Source organism: Microcoleus vaginatus FACHB-2002 (assembly GCF_040004035.1).
Taxonomy (GTDB): Bacteria; Cyanobacteriota; Cyanobacteriia; order Cyanobacteriales; family Microcoleaceae; genus Microcoleus; species Microcoleus vaginatus_C.
Window position 1 is genome coordinate 82,446 of the sequence record NZ_JAMPLN010000023.1, and the last position, 18,778, is coordinate 101,223.

Sequence of the window (18,778 nt, forward strand, 5' to 3'; positions counted from 1 at the left end):
CTTAGTTACAAGAGTCAATGTCTAAGATGGAGTAATCCATAGGAGTACCGCAGTGGATTTGACAAACAGAATTTCAGGATATCATCTGGTTGAGCAATTATACTGCGGTTCGAGAACCCTAGTTTATCGAGCCATTCGAGAAACAGATCAGCTTCCGGTTGTCATTAAACTATTAAATCGAGACTATCCCAGCTTCAGCGAACTGCTGCAATTCCGCAACCAGTACACCATCGCCAAAAACCTACGTCTGCCGGGAGTCGTTGAACCCTACAATTTGGAGTCCTATCGCCACAGCTATGCCCTAGTAATGGAGGATTTTGGGGGCATTTCTCTGCGAGACTACGCCCAAGAGGCCTCGCTGACTCTGGCAGAAATCTTGGAAATTGGCATTCAAATAACTGACATTCTCCATGGACTCTATCGGCATCGAGTCATCCACAAAGATATTAAGCCAGCTAACGTCCTAATACATCCCGAAACCAAACAAGTCAAACTGATTGACTTTAGCATCGCCTCCCTACTGCCGAGAGAAACTCAAGAAATTCAACATCCCAACGTTTTAGAAGGAACCCTCGCCTATATTTCTCCCGAACAAACTGGACGAATGAACCGAGGCATCGACTACCGCACCGACTTTTATTCTCTGGGAGCCACATTTTACGAACTGCTGACAGGAAAACTGCCATTTGAATGTGACGACCCCATGGAATTGGTTCACTGCCATATTGCCAAACAACCTCCTTCAATAAACAGCAAAGAAATCCCGCAGGTGGTTTCGGATATTGTCATGAAGCTGATGGCAAAAAATGCCGAAAAACGCTATCAAAGTGCCTTGGGATTGAAACATGACTTAGAACGGTGTTTGCAGCAGTGCCAAGAAACTGGAAAAATTGAAACTTTTGAGTTAGGAACACGGGATATATGCGATCGCTTCCTGATTCCCGAAAAACTCTATGGACGAGAAACAGAAGTACAAACCCTGTTGAATGCCTTCGAGCGCGTGGCAAATGGCACATCAGAATTAATGCTAGTCGCTGGGTTCTCCGGGATTGGAAAAACCGCAGTAGTCAACGAAGTTCATAAACCCATTGTCCGACAGCGCGGCTATTTCATCAAAGGCAAATTCGACCAGTTCAACCGCAACATCCCCTTCTCCGCCTTTGTCCAGGCATTCCGCGATTTTATGGCACAATTACTGAGTGAAAGTGATGCCAAAATCCAAGAATGGAAAACTCAAATTCTCGAAGCGCTCGGTGACAGCGGACAAGTCATTATTGAAGTCATTCCCGAACTAGAACGAATTATTGGCTCACAACCCCCAGCCCCTGAATTATCGGGGATGGCTGCTCAAAATCTCTTTAATTTGCTCTTCCACAAATTCATTGCTGTCTTCACCACAAAAGAGCATCCATTGGTCATATTTTTGGATGATTTACAATGGGCAGATTCGGCATCGCTGAAATTAATGCAATTGCTCGTCAATGAGTCGCAATTAGGTTATCTGTTGCTGCTGGGAGCCTATCGGGATAATGAAGTATCACCAGGCCATCCCCTGATGTTGACCCTAGATGAAGTGAGGAAGGCAGGAACCACACTCAACACTATTACATTAGCACCCCTCGGTCAAATCAGTTTAAATCAATTGGTAGCGGATACGCTAGTTTGTCATCCTAATTTGGCACAAACGCTGACAGAATTGGTCTATCAAAAAACTAAAGGAAACCCATTTTTTGCAACGCAGTTTCTCAAAGCATTGCATCAGGATGAATTGATTACTTTTGAGATGCAATCGGGACATTGGCAGTGCGATATTAGCAAAGTAAGAGAGGCAGCGCTCACTGATGATGTGGTGCTATTTATGGCGCAGCAGTTGCAAAAAATGCCAGCAACAACTCAGTCGGTTTTAAAATTAGCAGCTTGTATTGGCAATCAGTTCGATCTGGCAACATTGGCAATTGTTTCAGAGAGTTCGGAGACGGAAACCGCAACCGCATTGTGGAAAGCTTTACAGGAAGAGCTGATTATTCCCCAAAGTGAAGTTTATAAATTTTATGTAGGCGCTCAACAGGCGATTTCTGAAGCGACTACTCAAACCGTTGCCTATCGTTTTTTGCACGATCGCGTCCAACAAGCTGCTTATTCTTTGATTCCTGAAGAAGAACGCGCGATCACCCATTATCAAATCGGGCAACTGCTGCAGCAACAAATTTCCGCAGAAGCCAGAGAAGAACGCATTTTTGAATTAGTCAATCAGTTGAACTACGGAACCACACTGGTTGTAGAACAACAGGAAAGGGAGGAACTCGCCCAACTCAACCTCACTGCTTGCCACAAAGCCAGAGCCGCCACCGCATATCAAGCCGCCCGCGAATATGCCACAGTGGGGCTGAAACTGCTGGGAACAGACGCTTGGCAACGGCAGTATGAAATGACCCTATCTTTGTACGACTTGGCTGCCGAGGTGGCTTTCTTGGCTGGCGATTTTGAGCAGATGCACCAGTGGATTGAAGCGGTGATTCATCATGCGAAAACACCTTTAGAACAGGTGCAAGTTTACCAAGTCAAAATCCAGGCGTTGGTCGCCCACAATAAATTTGTCGAGGCGATCGCTATAGGTCAATCTGTCTTCCAAATGTTAGGCGTAAACTTACCAAATGAACCCACCCTAGACGATATTCGGCAGTTGAAGCAAGAAATTGATGCCTTAATTGAAGGTCGCTCTATTGAATCATTCTTCCATCTGCCGAAAATGAGCGATCCGCAGCAACTGGCCATTATGCAAAATGCGGCGCGCTTAACACCCGTCTGTTATATGTCCGGCACCAAGCTTTATTTCCTGGTGGTGGCACTTCAGGTTAAGTTGTCCATCCAATTCGGCAATAGTCCGGTTTCAGCTTTTTGCTACGTGGGTTACGCCTTCCAACTGAGGATGCTGTGGGGCGACATGACAATGGTGCCTCAGTTTGGGCAATTAGGATACCAACTGGCCTTAGAACCCGATGCCAAAAACATTCGAGCCGCCACTGCGATGTTAATGGGGGCATATGTGGGTTCTTGGACGATCCATCTGCAAGAAACGCTGCCCATTCTTCTCGATGGCTATCAAGCTGGATTAGAAACGGGCAATCTAGAATTTATGGGCTACGACGCTCAGTTGTACTGTTTCAATGCTTATTGGTACGGTCAACCGCTGGCTGAACTCGAACCGCAAATTCGCGCCTATTACCAACAGTTGTGCGACCTCAACCAATTGACGGCAGCAAACTGTGTGTTGGCGTACTGGCAGGCGGCTCAAATTCTCTTGGGTGAGTCAGAGGACGAAATTCCCTTACGCCAGGATGCCTATGAAGAAAAAGTCCTTGCTGAGGCAAAAGTCGATTTTTACCGCCTATCCTTCTTCTACCTGTATCGATTCACATTGAATTACTGGCTGGAAGACTTTGCTAAAGCAGAACACGATGCCGCTCAAACGCGACAGTATTTGGCTGGAGGGATGGGAAGTATTGTTGAACCGATCTTCTATTTCTATGATTCTCTGAACGTGCTGGCCACTCCTGGTGAATCAATGTCGGAGTCGGAGCCGCGATGGCAGCGAATAAAAGAAAATCAAGCCAAGCTAAAAGACTGGGCAGATTATGGCCCCATGAATTACTTGCACAAATATCATTTAGTTGAAGCCCAAAAGTATCAACTCCTCAATTGCAAAACAGAAGCTATAGAATTTTATGATTTAGCAATTCAAGGTGCCAAGGCAAACGGTTATATCCAAGAGGAAGGATTAGCCAACGAACTCGCAGCAAAATTCTACTGGGCATGGGGCAAAGAAAAAGTCGCCGCCAGCTATATGCAGGAGGCGTATTACTGTTATGCCCGTTGGGGTGCACTAGCCAAGGTTGAAGACTTAGAAAAAAGGTATCCGCAGTTACTTCATCCCATCCTGAATCAGCCCAAACTTCGCTTTAATCCTCTAGAGACGCTGGCAACAATTAGCCACTCTTCGCAGACTTCCAGTAATAGCAGCACCAGTATTTCCGATGCCCTTGATTTCGCCTCTATTGTGCAAGCTGCTCAAGCTTTATCCAGTAAAATTCAGCTTGATGAATTGTTCGGTAGCCTCAACCAAATTATTTTAAAAACTTCGGGCGCAGAAACTTGTGCTTTGCTACTCCCCCATCAGGATGAATGGCAAATCCGGGCAATAACTCACCTCAATCCAGATAACGAGTTACCCACAACCTTACTCCAAACCCAACCTATAGAAGGCTCGGCGGTGATTCCGCTCAAGCTGGTTTATTATGTCAAACACACTCTGGAAACTGTGGTTATTGAAGGTGGCAAGACCGATATTCCGGGTTTAATGAATGACTGTACGCTCCAGTATCACTCTCAGAGTATGCTATGTACTCCGATTCTCGATCGCGGGAACTTAGTGGCGATACTTTATCTCGAACATAGCTCGACAAAAGGAGTGTTTACTCGCGCTCGTCTGCTCGTCCTCAACTTCCTCTGCACTCAGGCTGCCATTTCCTTAGAAAATGCGCGATTGTATCAGCAAGCCCAGGACTATGCCCACCAGGTGGAACAATCACAACTGCAATTAGTGCAAAGCGAAAAAATGTCGGCGTTGGGCAATTTAGTGGCCGGGGTAGCCCATGAAATTAATAATCCAGTCGGATTTATTTCGGGCAATATTCATGAAGCGATCGCCGCCGTCAAAGATATTACAGAATACTTGCAACTCTATAAAGAAAAATTTCCCAGTCCGGGTGAAGAGATTGAAGAAAAAGCTGAAGAGAGCGATATCGAATATCTCTTAGAAGATTTACCCAAAATGTTGAATTCGATGCAACTCGGGTGCGATCGCATTCAAGGTATCAGCACCAGTCTTCGTACCTTCTCCCGCGCCGACAAAGATTACAAAGTTCCTTTCAATATTCATGACGGAATTAACAGTACGATTTTGATTCTCAAACACAGATTGAAAGCGAACGAACAGCGTCCAGCGATTGAAGTTGTGAAAGAGTACGGGAACTTGCCATCAGTTGATTGCTTCCCCGGACAATTAAATCAGGTGTTTATGAATATATTGGCCAATGCCATTGATGCACTGGAAGAATCAAATCGGGAACCGAGTTTAGAGAAGATTAAAGCCCCAGCCCATTGCATCACGATTCGCACAGAAATAAAGTCTTCTGAGTGGGTGAGAATTCGCATTTCTGACAACGGGCCAGGGATATCAGATGAGATAAAAGGTCATATTTTTGACCACTTATTTACAACTAAAGGTGTGGGTAAAGGCACGGGATTGGGATTGGCGATCGCACGGCAGATTGTAGTTGAGAAACATGGAGGGGCGATCGAGGTAAGTTCTGTAGTTGGAAAAGGGACGGAGTTTACGATATCATTGCCATGTTGATTATTACCTTGGTAGTTTATAGCCAATTTTGGGATTTTTCTTGAAAATTTATTTTTTTTTACAGCCCACTTGACAATTTATAGCGATCGATAACTTCGGCCAAATTCTTGATACTTCCGTTGCACTAATTTATAAAGGAATCTCGATCGCAAATTCCGTACCTTCTCCTACGGTGGAACGGCAGCTCAAGGCTCCGGCGTGTTTTTCCGCGACAATTCGGTAACTGATGGCTAACCCCAAACCAGTGCCTTTTCCCATCGGTTTGGTCGTGAAAAACGGGTCAAATAATCGGCTCCGCACGTCTTCTGTCATGCCGATCGCATTATCGGCAATGCGGATGCAAATACTATTTTCGTTCAGGGCTTCTGTGCGAATCCTAATAGTTGGTTTCCAATCGTCGCCGACCGCCGCAGAGCGCCTTTTTTGGTTGCAAGCATCTTCCAATGCGTCAATACTGTTGCTAAGGAGATTCATAAATACCTGATTGAGCTGACCTGCATAACATTCTATTAAAGGGAGTTGACCGTAATCTTTGATTATTTTGATTTCTGGATAGTCGCCTCTGGCTCGGAGTTTGTTGTGCAATATTAAAAGGGTATTATCTATGCCTTCGTGAAGGTTCGTAGATTTTTTTACAGAGTCGTCTAAACGCGAGAAATTTCGCAAGCTCAGAACTATTTCGCGAATGCGATCTGCTCCCATTTTCATCGAAGATAATATTTTTACTAAATCTTCTCTCAGAAATTCTAAATCGATATTGTCAATACATTCTTGAACTTCTACCACGGGCTGAGGATAGTGTTTTTGATAAAGTTCCACAAGCTGCAACAAGTCTTGGATATATTGGCTGGCGTAGGAAATATTGCCGTAGATAAAACTGACAGGGTTATTAATTTCGTGAGCTACTCCAGCTACCATTTGACCGAGACTTGACATTTTTTCGGTATGAATTAGGTGAGCTTGAGTTTCTCGAAGTTCTTTGAGAGCGATTTCTAGCTGCTGGGCTCTGTTATTGGCGATCGCCTCCGAGAGCCGTAAAGCATCCTCCGCTGCTTTGCGTTCTGTTATGTCAAAAATGGCGCCGTTGAGGGATAAAACTTCACCGTCTGCGTTGAAAAGGGCTTGGCCTTTCTCTGCAACCCACCGCACATTTCCGTCGCAGTGCATCAGGCGATATTCGATGATGTAAGGTTGTTTTGTCTTAATAGCCCGATCGATAATTGTCTCGATCTGCTCAGCGTCATCGGGATGAACTATACTCGGAAAAGCCTGCACCGGTTTTTGCATAAAGTTAGCTGCCGGATAGCCGGAAATAGCTTCTATGCCACTGCTAATAAAAGTTAGGCTCGATCGCCCAACAGCACTGCACCGATAAACCGCACCGGGAATGTTAGAAACTAATGATCTAAATTCTTCTTCTCTTTCTCGCAAAACTGCCTCAATCCGCTTGCGTTCGCTAATGTCGCGAGCAAACGCGCACTGATATTCTTTGCCGTTAAATTCCAAATGGTTGATCGTAATTTCTACCGGAAAAATGCGACCGTACTTAGTGAGGTGGTGAACTTCAATATTAACCGAACCGCAGCGTTTTAAGACTTTCCAGTGCAAACTCCAAGCAGTTTGGGGAAAATCTGGATTGATGTCGTGCACGGTCATCGAGAGCAATTCTGCAGCAGAATATCCCAATGAAGTGCAAGCAGCGTCGTTGACGTACAAAAATTTACCGTCGGGTCCGATCCAGAATATCGCATCTGCCGATCGGTCGATCGCAAATTGAGTCAGTTGCAACTTTTCCTCAACTCGGTGGCGATCGGCAATTTCTTTTTCTAACTGTTCATTAAGCGAATTGAGAGCTAAAGCGCGATCGACAATAGTATCCGAAGCGTAAAGATCGATCAATTGTTTTGCCAATTCTCCTTTCTCGATATCATGCTGGTGCTGATTTTCTTCTACCTGTTTTAACGACTGTTGTTGAACTTTTTCTTTTTGATTTAAACCAGACTCGGCAAGTGCTTTCGGCATCAGGGCGAGGACGGTTGCGGCTAAAAGCCAAGAAATCAAAGCACTTGCAGCTTTGAGAGTTACCGACAGCCAATATATGGAATGCCAAAGCGTCCAAACTTCCGTCAATTTAGCCGCGCCCCAGGCAAAAAAAACCACGGCAAACACCCGGAAAATCTTGCGGTGAGAACCTTGGCGGGTAAAATAAACTAAAGATAGGGCGATCGAACAATAAGCCAGTGCCGTCAGCGAGTCAAAAACAGCGTACAATCGCAACTCCGGCACCACGTTGCAGGCGAGTGTAGAAGATACAGCAAGTGTGGAAAAAAAAATTGTTAATTGTTCTTGCATAAAGTTCAAGAAAAAAATTATCTGTACCAATGCAAATCCGATCAAATCTAATTATTTGATTTCGGCTAGTGAAATATTTACATAATTATATACTTTTTTCATTTTTTAGGAAACAGCTATTTTTTTCAGGAAATGTCAAAACTGTGGATGTTGGGCCCCGGAAACGAAGCTTTATCGCAAGTATGAGCAATGCTGAGCCTCACGGCTAGCAACGCTTAGGTTGCTCCCTGTAACGGAATAAATAGGTTCGCCTAGCTATTGATTCAGAAACATTTAAATTGTTAATGATCACTATTAAATTTTCTTTTAGATTACTTAAGCAGTGAGCCAGGGGTTTTTAACCCCTGGCTCACAGATGGACTAACAGACTTTTAAGGCAGAGAAAATCTCAATTTTTGGGCTGGAAATCCACAATTAAGCGCCGCCCAGGGCCCACTGCACCAAAGTCCGAACTCCAAAACCGGTAGCCCCAGGGCCATTGTAACCATTTTCTTTGTCCGTCCAAACCGGGCCGGCAATATCTAAATGCGCCCATGCAGTATCCTTTACAAACTGCTTCAAAAATAGCGCCGCCGTAATCGAACCGCCGGGACGTGGGCCTGTGTTTTTCATGTCGGCGTGCAATGCTTTCAAGCCCTCAAAATATTTTTCTTCCATCGGCATTCGCCAAAATTTTTCGCCTGCCAATTCTGAGGCGGCGACTATTTCGGCGGCGACGCTATCTTGAGGACTCCACAAACCGGCGATATCGTCGCCCAAAGCAATTACGCAGGCCCCGGTTAGAGTGGCTAAATCGACAATCGCGTCAACTCCCAATTTATCAGCAAATACCAAAGCATCAGCCAGGGTTAAACGACCTTCAGCGTCGGTATTGTTGACTTCAATTGTTTTGCCGTTGGAAGCTGTAAGGATGTCTCCAGGGCGCATGGCACGGCCGCTGATCATGTTTTCAGTGACGGCGCTGATAAAGTGAACTTCCACATCGGGTTTGATGTGTCCGATCGCCTTTGCCGCTCCCAAAGTAGCCGCAGCGCCGCCCATATCTACTTTCATCATTTCAATGCCGCTGCCCGCACCTTTGATGTTCAAACCCCCAGAATCAAAGGTCAATCCTTTGCCCACAATTGCTATTTTGCGGCGCGGTGTGCCTTCTGGTTTGTAAGTTAGGTGGATAAATTTTGGCGGTAAATCAGATGCTAAAGCTACGCCTAGAAAGGCTCCCATTCCTAGTTTTTCGCAGTCTTCCCGCTCCAGTATTTCTAATTCTAAACCGCATTCTGCAGCCAGACTTTGAGCAGTTTCTGCCATGGTAATCGGGGTGACAAAATTTGCCGGCGCTGCGACTAATTCCCGTGCTAAAATGACTCCGGCAGTGATTTTGCGGGCGCGGGCGATCGCACTTTCGGTACCGGCCAAACCGAGCAAATGAATGTGTTCGATTTGCGGGCTTTTGTCTTCAGGTTCCGATTTGAAACGGTTGTCTTGATTTAGGGAGAGTTCTACACCTTCGGCGATCGCGCTTGCTGTAACATCCGGCGCGTTTTTCCACACCGGAAAGCTAATTCCGAGGGTTTTGCATTTCTCTTTTTTGGCTAACTTGGCGCAAACGCCTGCTGCTTGCCGCACGGTGTCTAATTTTAAATCCTCTGTTTTGCCCAAACCGACGATCGCAATTTTGCGAATGGGATTATTGCCGCCGACGCGGGTGATGGCGCTCGTACCCACTTTGCCCTTAAAATCTACTTCCAGTAGCAGCTCTTTCAAAGTGCCTGCCAGCTTTTCATCTAATTGTGCCAGATCGCCCGTGAGTTCCAGGGCGTCCTCAAATAGACCAATTGCCAGGGCGTCTCCCGTCCAAACAGAGCGGGGCGTATCGGTGACTAGAAATTCCATGTTTTGATTTACACTTTAGATTTTAGATTTTAGATTGTACTTTGTACTTGGTGGTTTGTGGTTTTTCCTTTGTGCGGGTAAATAGATCGATCGCACAAATTTTCCGCTCCACATCAAAATAAATTCTGCTACTATATCAGCCAAGTCCGCCTGCGCTCGGATCTTCCACCAATCTCAATCATCTGTTTGGGGGTCGGCTGTCCGTTTTTGCCCCACTCTTAACATTTATTTCTCGTTGAACAGGCATCCTGCCTGTGATGGCGTGGAACACCCATCCTGCCTGTGATAGCTCTTGACAAACGATCGGTTCTCTATATCTTATTCTCTTAAATTTTCCCATGCTAAAACGACGCCGGACCCGATTTTCTGTTTTAATCAGCGTTTCAGTTTGCGTTATTGCGATCGGCTCTTTGGTTGCTGTGATGAAATGGATGGGTTTTGGCTCGGTCCAGAAGGCTCAGCAGCCCCTGAATGCAGCGAATTCCGAATCGGAAGTCAAGATGCTTGTGTCGCTGTCACCGAGCGAGCGATCTGCGAAATTAGTTGAACTCGCAGCCAGTCAGTCTGAAAGTACGAACCCGCAGCAGGAAATCTCCCCTCAAAGCCGCGCCCGCTACCTGCTTGCCAGCGATTTAATCCAGCAAGGAAATGCCGCCAAAGCATTAAACTTATTGGATAAATTAGAGCAAGAATATCCGGTTTTAGCTGCTCACATTGCCCTAAAAAGAGCGGAAGCCTACCAATTGACCGGCGACAAAGGCAAAGCCCAAAAAGCTTGGCAGGAACTGCTCAAAAACTATCCGAGCGACCCGGTAGCAGCGGAAGCTTTATATGTTTTAGGCAAGTCAAAACCGGAATATTGGCAACAGGCAATTACTGAATTTCCCGCTCATCCCCGCAGCGTAGAAATTGCCCTCCGCAAGTTAAAAGAAAATCCTAATCAGCCGCAGTTGATGCTGCTCGTAGCAAAACACGGTCATTATGTCAAAGATTACGGGACAATTTTGGAACAACTGGTGCAGCGAAACAGCGCCGCTTTGAAACCGGAAGATTGGGAACAAATTGCCTTTGGTTATTGGGAAAAACAAGATTACGGCAAAGGAGCTATTGCTTACGGGAAAGCTCCCCGCAACGCCAAAAATCTTTACCGAAAAGCTCGCGGTTTGTGGCTCGACGGAAAAATCCCGGAATCGAGAATTGCCTATCAAGAATTAGTGCGCCAGTTTCCCGATGCCGAAGATACTGGTTTGGGTTTAATTCGGCTATCGCGGCTGAGCGAACCGAAAGAAGCGATCGTTTTGCTCGATCGAGTTATTAGCAAATTTCCCAATTATGCCCCCGAAGCTTTGTTAGATAAATCGCAAATTCTCGACAAAGCACGCAGCGGTCAATCCGCCTCAGACACCCGGAAATTGCTCTTGACAAAATACAATAATTCTGATAAAGCCGGCGAATTGCGGTGGACGATCGCCCAGCAGTATGCCAAAGGCGGAGATTTAAAATCAGCTTGGCAGTGGGCGAGAGAATTAACCACCCACAATCCCGACAGCGAACAAGCTCCAGAAGCAGCATTTTGGGTCGGGAAATGGGCACAGCAACTCGGCCGCCAACAAGACGCCAAGACTGCATTTGACTATACGATCTTACGCTATCCAGAATCATATTTTGCGTGGCGATCGGCTGTACTTCTTGGCTGGCCAGTCGGCGACTTTACCACAGTCCGAGATTTGTCTCCCAATGTAGTGCGGCCACCTCAGCGCCCCGAACCAACCGCCGGTTCTCCTGCGTTAAAAGAACTCTATCAATTAGGTCAAGATAGGGATGCTTGGACGCTGTGGCAAGTAGAATTTATCGACCGCGTAGAACCAAGTATTGCCGAACAGTTTACCGACGGTTTAATGCGAGTAGGAGTTGGAGACAACTTAGACGGTTTGTGGATGGTGGGTAGTTTGCGGCAGCGCGATAAACCAGATGATAGAGTCCAATACCTGGAACTCAGACAGCAACCGATTTATTGGCAAGCACTTTATCCTTTTCCTTACTTGGAAACCATTGTCAAATGGTCGCAAGAACGCCAACTAAATTCAGTATTAGTAACAGCATTAATCCGGCAAGAATCGCGGTTTATGCCCGCAATCAAATCATCAGTTGGCGCCACTGGTTTAATGCAAGTAATGCCGGAAACAGCAGCTTGGGTTGCCGCTCAAATCAGCCTCAAAAAGTATTCATTGGAGAATGTGGACGACAACGTTAAACTCGGTACGTGGTATTTGGATCACACTCACGACGAGTACAAGAATAACTCGATGTTAGCTGTGGCGAGTTACAATGCCGGGCCGACTGCAGTAGCAGATTGGTTGAAGAGGTTTAGTTTTAGTGACCCGGATGCTTTTGCCGAAAAGATTCCGTTTCCTGAAACGAAAGGATACGTAAAATCGGTGTTTGAGAATTACTGGAATTATCTGCGGATATACAATCCAGAAGTTAATCAGTTAATGAGTGAGCATTATGCGGCTGCTCAGAAAAAAGCAAAGCCTTAGTAAATTGGGTTTAGGCTAAGCTTTCAGGAACGGGCCTGAGAACCCGTTCCACAAACAAATTTATTTGTTGTATTTATTGATTGTGGGGTGGGCTTCTAGCCCGCCCTAAACGGGTTCTCCGGCCCGTCGTCCCAAAAACAAATTTATTTTGTGTATTTATTGATTGAGGGGTGAGTTTCTAGCTCGGAACAGGCAAGATGCCCGTTCCACAAATTGAAATTATAGGATTGTAAAATAAATCAGTGGCATCCCAAGGAATCACGAGTAGAAATCCCTGTTTGAGAATTAATACCGCTGGCTTTTGTGCACAATTCTTTAACTTGTGAGCCGTCCATAATTGCGTCGGTAAAGTCAGCGCCGGTAATATCAACTCCGTCAAAAGTAGAACGCAGCAAAATTGTTTCCGCTAAAATTGCATCACTTAAATCGGCATTAGTAAATTTAACTTGATCTATCATTGCATTAGTTAAATTCGCTCCGTGCAAATTCGCCTGAGTCATCACCGAAGCGCTCATAATTGCTCCCCGCAAATCGGCATTAGAAAAATTAGTCAAGTCCATATTAGCGTTAGAAAACTCGGCGGCGCGCAGCATTTGACCGGAAAAATCGCGTCTTGTCAGTTCGGCGTTGCTAAAGGACAACGGCGGAGCGTAATATTTAGATTGAGCCAGGGCTGGCCGCGGCAGGATGAAGATAGTTAGCGCCAAGAGGAATGCTGTTAGTTGCCGGAGTTTCATAAGCCTGATATTCTTGCAAGGTGGGTATTTCGTAGTGTATCCCGAACTTGGGTCGCTCGACTAAACAGGTACAATCTTAATTAATAGTGATGGAGATGAAAAAAAAGATATGCTAAGTTTTTTCTTAACTTGGATAGTAGCAGCGGTTTCGCTGATCATTACCGCTAACATTGTACCAGGTATTTCGGTGGTTAGCTTTCCGGCGGCGATGCTGGCTGCTGTTGTTATCGGATTGGTAAACGCGGTTGTCAGACCGATTCTGACATTGCTGACGCTGCCTTTGACCATTATTACTTTAGGTTTGTTTTTATTCGTTGTGAATGCAATTTCGCTTTCCCTGGCTTCGTGGTTGGCGGGTGCGTTCAATATCGGCTTTGTGGTTGGCGGTTTTTGGCCGGCTTTGGTGGGTTCCATTGTGTTGTCATTTGTTTCTGGGTTGATTGGTCGATTTGTGAATGCCAATACTTTGTCTCAGTAATACATTATCCCAGATACTCGATCGGGCAAACTGCAACCGCTACTGTTACCGCAGAACCCGCCCTAACCCCTCCTTGTGAAAGGGGGGGATTTTTGCTGCGAAATATTTGTTTAGGAACTAAGAGGGGATTTGAACCGCAGATAAACGCAGAGGGACGCTGATGATTGATGGATATCTGCGTATATTCGCGTTCATCTGCGGTTAAATTTTCTTTTCTAACTGCACAAAGTGCCGCCGCTTCTGCTACACTAGGCGTCCCGACTTGTTTGACTACAATATTTGAAGGATTGGGGACTTCTACGGAACTTAAAATGTCAGCCGCAAAGGTTTGTAACGGCCAGTTTCGCTCTTGACAAAGTTCTAATAAACCGACTTCACCTGCTTTAGTGTCTATTGTAGCAATACCTGCGATCGCACTTTCGGCTAAATGATAAGCACGGCATACTTGTTTAATCGCTGTTTCGATTAATTCTCGCCCTGTTCCGCGTTCACAACCTATCCCTATCCACAACACTCTCGGATGCCACTGAACCTTTGGCAAAGCAGATTCTGGCGAAAATCTTCTCTGGGTGAAACTAATCCAAATTCTGGCTTTGATAGTTGAGAGATTTTCCCCATCCCAATACAAAGAATGTTTTTCTGGCAGACTGTTTTGCCACCAAGTAGAACCAACTTCTTGAATTACTTCGACAGTTTCCCCTCTAGCAAGAGCCGCCGCCACTCCAGTCCAGTCACCTTCGCCCCGCCTCCAACCGCTGGGAATCTCTAGCATATCTAAAGTAAATTCATCGCTCATTATTCAGTTATCTATTCTGTAGTTTCACTGCAACCGCAATCTTAAAAAAAAAATTAACATTTTGTTTATTGAAATTTTTGGTATAATTGTAGCATAAACTACAAAAGGGTCAAGATTTAAGATGGTAGAACTAAATCAGTTACTGTTAGAGTTTGAAAGCAACCTCAAATGGGAAGGAGTGACAAAAGAATGGATAGAGCGCCGGGAAAGTTGGGTTAGCGAGGTGGCAGCATCAGTTAACCTTACATATCTAGCAAAATTGCTAGTTGAATTGGAATCTAACTTGCAGTGGGAATCGGTGGATATTCAGTGGCAAGAGCGTCGAGACCGTTGGGTAGAAGAATGTCTGGGAGCATCGATTGTTCAAGAAGTATCAAGTTTATTGCTGGAACTTGAAACCAATACAAATTGGGCAGCCGTGACCGATGAATGGCAGCAGAATCGCGAGAAATGGGTACAGGAAATGCACAAGTTTAAGGAGTAGTTTCGACGAGTCAGAGCCTGTAGATATGCGTTTTCAGGCTCTAAAATTTTCTCATAACTAATGACTCAATATTCATCTTTCTGCCAAACCCCATTCAGAAAAATATCAGCGAGTCCTTCAGCCATTTCCTGCATTTGCTGCTGAGAAGCATTCGGCTTCATAATCGTATTTTGACTGAAGGGCGCGACTGCAAACATTCCCACAAATACCTGAGCGGCAATTTTCGGATTCGTCGTTGGATAAACTTGTTTTTCCATCGCCGTTCCCCAATAAAGCCTCAGCCACATATCTCATTATAAAAAACCCACAGTCTAAATTACTAAAATTTGTACAATCATAGCACAAACTGCAAAGAAGACAAAATTTAATATGGTAGAACTAAACCAATTACTGTTAGAGTTTCAAGCCCACCTAAACGGGGACGCAGTGACGGAAGAATGGAAAGAACGTCGCAACTGTTGGATGAGCGAGGTGTCAGCAGCAATTGACGAAAAACACCTAGCCAAATTGCTAGTTGAATTAGAGTCAAATTTTCAGCGAGAAGCGGTACAAAGTCTCTGGAAAATGATCCGTGAAAGTTGGGTAGAAGAATGTCACATAGCATCGACGCTAGAAGAAGTATCAAGTCTATTGCTGGAACTTGAAAGCAATACAACTTGGGAAGTAGTGACGGATGAATGGCAGGATAATCGGGAGAAGTGGGTACAAAAGATGTACGATTTTATAGAGTAATAATTCACTTAATCAAAATCCACTTTCATGGTGAATGATGTCCCTCCTGTGCGGTTGATTGTCTCGCTTCCCTCAATTACTTTAAATCCCGATCGCTCGTACAAACTCAGGGCTCGATTCGAGCTTCTGACACTTAGGGATACCGATCGATAAGATGCTTTTGCTGCGGACAACAAACGATCCAGCAACTGCGTTCCTACACCCTGATTTGTATATTCTGGAAGAACGGCGATCGCCAATTCCGGGATAGTATCGTCAACCCAGCCAAACCCCTTGTCATCCTCTGTAAACAAACGCAGCCAGGCGGCTCCTACTGGCTGGTTCCCGTTCAATTCGATTGCTGCGAAGCCCAGATCGTTTGCACGTCCCCAATTCTTGACATATTTCGCAATTAAAGGATGATTGACAACCGCTTGCACCGTTGATTCGCCTTCTTCTGCCATGTGCGCTGCTTCATACAGCATTTTCCAGAGAAAAGGCTCGTCTTTCTGGGTTAGCGGCCGAATAGAATAGTGCAAAATTTTGCCCATAACAACTTTTCCCTGTTGCCCTAATTATTCATCTTTCTGCAAAACCCCATTCAGAAAAATATCGGCTAATCCTTCAGCCATTTCCTGCATTTCCTGCGGAGAAGCATTTGGCTCCATAATCGTATTTTGACTGAAACCGGCGACTGCAAACATTCCCAAAAATACCTGAGCGACAATCTTCGGATTCATCTTCCGATAAACTCCTTTTTCCATCGCTGTTTCAAAAAAAGCCTCAGCAACATCGCTCATTTTTCCGATGACTTCCAACTGAATTCTGTCGCGCAAATCCGGGTGAAATTGCGCTTCCAAAAAACACACCCGCATCATGTCACTATTCTCGCGAATATTCAGCATCCGCCGCCGCATCACCTGAGCCACTGCTTTGTAACTGCCCATCTCGCTTAATTCAGTCAGCAAATCCGTCAGCAACTCCACCCATCCTTCCGTCGCCACCTCAATCAAAATCGCTTTTTTATTATCAAAATGCCGAAATAGCGTACCCTCTGCCACCCCCGCCGCCGCTGCTAAATCACGAGTTGTCGTGCCGTCGTATCCGCTGCGGGCAAACAACCGCTGAGCGGCTTGTAAAATCCGCTTCTTGGTTTCTGTTTCAGAAGGAGGAGACTGATTAAAAATTCGCATGGCTTTGCAATCGGTAATTTGCGACTTGGAACTACGGGATCGGGACGGAATGGCTAAATAATGTTAAGTTTTAAGTTGTGCGCGGCTTTTATCCCAAACTTAAAACTCCTCGCCGGGCTCCAGACCCTTTTTGAGATTTGCTGTATCAGCCTAACATCTGAGGCGCAACAGATCGCTTATGCCTCCAAAAATCTTTATCCTGAGAAAAGAATCTCTGGCCACCGAACACAAACATTTTTTTGTTTGACACTCCAAAATCTAAAATCTAAAATCTAAAATCGAATGACCCCGCAGTTCCAACAACCCCGTGAAGCGAAGCTATCCCGTAGGGAATCGCCCGTGATCCAAACTCGATTCATCGCCTCCCTGCTGGCCGCTGTACTGCTGTGGTGGGGCATTTCTCCCGAAATCGCCCTCGCCCGCCCCAACCCCGCTAGCGGCTCCCAAGCAGTCTCTGTTCAACCGTCGCTCGATCGAGTAATCAGCCAAGTCAGCGAATTTAAGCTCGACAACGGCATGAAATTCATCGTACTCGAAAGGCCCAGAGCGCCCGTAGCATCGTTTCTGATTCATGCCGATGTGGGTGGGGCAAACGAACCCGACGGTCAAACAGGTGTCGCTCACTATCTCGAACATTTAGCCTTTAAAGGCACGCCAAAAATCGGCACTACCGACTACCAAGCCGAAAAGCCGCTGCTAGAAAAACAAGACCAACTCTTCGAGCAAATGCAAGCAGCCAAGGCCAGCGGCAAAACTGAAGAAGTCGCCCAATTAAAAGCAGAATTTGACAAAGTTGAAGCCGAAGCTTCGCAATTTGTCAAGCGCAACGAACTCGGCAAAATAGTGGAACAAGCCGGCGGAGTCGGACTAAATGCTGCTACTTCCACCGACGCCACAATGTATTTTTACAGCCTTCCAGCTAATAAGTTAGAAATGTGGATGTCCCTGGAATCCGAGCGATTTCTAGAACCAGTATTTCGGGAATTTTACAAAGAAAAACAGGTAATTTTAGAAGAGCGTAGGCTGCGAACCGAGAATTCTCCAGTCGGACAAATGGTGGAAGTTTTTGCCAACAAAGCTTTCTCTGTTCATCCCTACCGCCGCCCTGTAATTGGCTACAGTGAAGACATTAAAAACCTCACCCGCAGCGACGTGCAGAAGTTTTTCGAGACTCACTACGTCCCCAGCAAGCTGACTGTGGCGGTGGTAGGAGACGTGAAAGCTTCGGAGGTCAAGCGACTCGCTCAAATTTATTTCGGCCGTTACAAGGCGAAACCAGCGCCTCCAGAATTGCAACTTGTCGAACCTCCCCAAACGCAAACTAAGGAAGTCACGCTCCAATTAAAAACTCAACCTTGGTATTTGGAAGGATACCACAAACCGGCGATGAATCATCCCGACAATGCGATTTATGAAATGATTGGTTCTTTGCTCAGCGATGGCCGCACTTCTCGGCTTTACAAATCTTTGGTAGAAGAGCAGCAATTGGCGCTGGCGGCTCAAGGTTTCAGCGGTTATCCAGGGGAAAAGTATCCGAATTTGATGTTATTTTATGCTCAAACTGCTCCGGGCCGCACGGTTGATGAAGTAGCCTCCGCTTTGAGCAAGGAAATCGAGCGCCTGAAAACAGAGCCGGTTTCTGATTTGGAATTGGAGCGAGTGAAAACTCAGGCGAGAGCCGATTTGTTGCGATCGCTCAATTCTAATATGGGCATGGCATTTGCGCTGGTGGACTATCAAGTAAACACCGGTTCGTGGCGAAATTTGTTCAAGGAATTGGATGCGATCGCGGCTGTTACTCCCGCTGACATTCAGCGTGTCGCTCAGGCAACTTTCCGCCCGGAAAATCGCACGATTGGTAAGCTTTTGCCGCTGTAACCAGAAGGAAGAAGGAAGAAGGAAGAGGGAAGAAGGAAGAGGGAAGAAGGAAGAAGGAAGAAGGAAGAAGGAAAATTCGTTTCCCGACTCTGCCCATTCCTGACAACTTAAGACTAAAACCCATAATAAATGTCGCTTTTATTCGACTCTAGATCCCCCTAAATCCCCCTTAAGAAGGGGGACTTTGAGAAGAGTCTTGTCCCCCCCCTTAATAAGGGGGGTTAGGGGGGATCTCGCAGTTCGCGACAAACAAGATAGACGGTTGGTTTAACGTTAAGTTGTCACGCCTTGGGTAGAGCC

Annotated in this window: 13 protein-coding genes and 1 pseudogene; 7 read left to right on the plus strand and 7 right to left on the minus strand. The window is 45.8% G+C overall.

Annotated features, from left to right (window positions below):
* The first annotated feature begins 52 nt into the window (after positions 1 to 52).
* Positions 53 to 5,416 (plus strand): trifunctional serine/threonine-protein kinase/ATP-binding protein/sensor histidine kinase, encoded by a 5,364-nt coding sequence (locus NDI35_RS19500; protein ID WP_445314174.1) that lies wholly within the window; start codon positions 53 to 55, stop codon positions 5,414 to 5,416.
* A gap of 129 nt (positions 5,417 to 5,545) precedes the next feature.
* On the opposite strand, the gene NDI35_RS19505 is transcribed toward NDI35_RS19500, so the two are convergent.
* A complete protein-coding gene (locus NDI35_RS19505) occupies positions 5,546 to 7,768 on the minus strand; it encodes a PAS domain-containing sensor histidine kinase (protein ID WP_445314175.1) in 2,223 nt (740 codons plus the stop codon).
* A gap of 414 nt (positions 7,769 to 8,182) precedes the next feature.
* Positions 8,183 to 9,661, minus strand: a complete 1,479-nt coding sequence (locus NDI35_RS19510) for a leucyl aminopeptidase (protein ID WP_445314176.1) — start codon at positions 9,659 to 9,661, stop codon at positions 8,183 to 8,185.
* A 338-nt stretch (positions 9,662 to 9,999) separates the two neighbouring features.
* Between NDI35_RS19510 and NDI35_RS19515 the strand changes: the two genes are divergently transcribed.
* Entirely contained in the window at positions 10,000 to 12,201 is a 2,202-nt protein-coding gene (locus tag NDI35_RS19515; protein WP_445314177.1) for a transglycosylase SLT domain-containing protein, read from the plus strand.
* Positions 12,202 to 12,440: 239 nt separating this feature from the next.
* Here the strand turns inward: NDI35_RS19515 and NDI35_RS19520 are convergent, their stop codons facing one another.
* Positions 12,441 to 12,938: a pentapeptide repeat-containing protein gene (locus NDI35_RS19520; protein WP_445314178.1), complete on the minus strand. Its 498-nt coding sequence runs from the start codon at positions 12,936 to 12,938 to the stop codon at positions 12,441 to 12,443.
* Positions 12,939 to 13,047: 109 nt separating this feature from the next.
* Between NDI35_RS19520 and NDI35_RS19525 the strand changes: the two genes are divergently transcribed.
* Entirely contained in the window at positions 13,048 to 13,416 is a 369-nt protein-coding gene (locus NDI35_RS19525) for a phage holin family protein (RefSeq protein ID WP_333036939.1), read from the plus strand.
* 4 nt (positions 13,417 to 13,420) lie between these two features.
* Here the strand turns inward: NDI35_RS19525 and NDI35_RS19530 are convergent, their stop codons facing one another.
* On the minus strand, positions 13,421 to 14,212 hold the full coding sequence (locus NDI35_RS19530) for a cobalamin biosynthesis protein (RefSeq protein ID WP_445314179.1): 792 nt from the start codon (positions 14,210 to 14,212) through the stop codon (positions 13,421 to 13,423).
* Positions 14,213 to 14,333: 121 nt separating this feature from the next.
* Between NDI35_RS19530 and NDI35_RS19535 the strand changes: the two genes are divergently transcribed.
* Complete coding sequence (locus NDI35_RS19535; RefSeq protein ID WP_445314180.1) at positions 14,334 to 14,696, plus strand: hypothetical protein; 363 nt, start codon at positions 14,334 to 14,336, stop codon at positions 14,694 to 14,696.
* Between the two features lie 65 nt (positions 14,697 to 14,761).
* Here the strand turns inward: NDI35_RS19535 and NDI35_RS19540 are convergent.
* Positions 14,762 to 14,968: pseudogene (locus NDI35_RS19540) on the minus strand (TetR/AcrR family transcriptional regulator); the annotation flags it as partial.
* Between the two features lie 97 nt (positions 14,969 to 15,065).
* Between NDI35_RS19540 and NDI35_RS19545 the strand changes: the two are divergent.
* Positions 15,066 to 15,428: a hypothetical protein gene (locus tag NDI35_RS19545; protein WP_333036936.1), complete on the plus strand. Its 363-nt coding sequence runs from the start codon at positions 15,066 to 15,068 to the stop codon at positions 15,426 to 15,428.
* Between the two features lie 8 nt (positions 15,429 to 15,436).
* Here NDI35_RS19545 and NDI35_RS19550 read toward each other — a convergent pair whose 3' ends face one another.
* Together NDI35_RS19550 and NDI35_RS19555 are read right to left on the minus strand one after the other, a co-directional pair.
* Positions 15,437 to 15,958, minus strand: a complete 522-nt coding sequence (locus tag NDI35_RS19550; RefSeq protein ID WP_445314181.1) for a GNAT family N-acetyltransferase — start codon at positions 15,956 to 15,958, stop codon at positions 15,437 to 15,439.
* A 24-nt stretch (positions 15,959 to 15,982) separates the two neighbouring features.
* Complete coding sequence (locus NDI35_RS19555; RefSeq protein WP_333056383.1) at positions 15,983 to 16,600, minus strand: TetR/AcrR family transcriptional regulator; 618 nt, start codon at positions 16,598 to 16,600, stop codon at positions 15,983 to 15,985.
* Between the two features lie 282 nt (positions 16,601 to 16,882).
* Here NDI35_RS19555 and NDI35_RS19560 point away from each other — a divergent pair, with 282 nt between their 5' ends.
* Positions 16,883 to 18,478 (plus strand): M16 family metallopeptidase, encoded by a 1,596-nt coding sequence (locus NDI35_RS19560; RefSeq protein WP_445314182.1) that lies wholly within the window; start codon positions 16,883 to 16,885, stop codon positions 18,476 to 18,478.
* Positions 18,456 to 18,581: a hypothetical protein gene (locus tag NDI35_RS19565; RefSeq protein WP_445314183.1), complete on the plus strand. Its 126-nt coding sequence runs from the start codon at positions 18,456 to 18,458 to the stop codon at positions 18,579 to 18,581. Before NDI35_RS19560 ends, NDI35_RS19565 begins: the two co-directional genes overlap by 23 nt.
* Positions 18,582 to 18,778 lie beyond the last annotated feature (197 nt).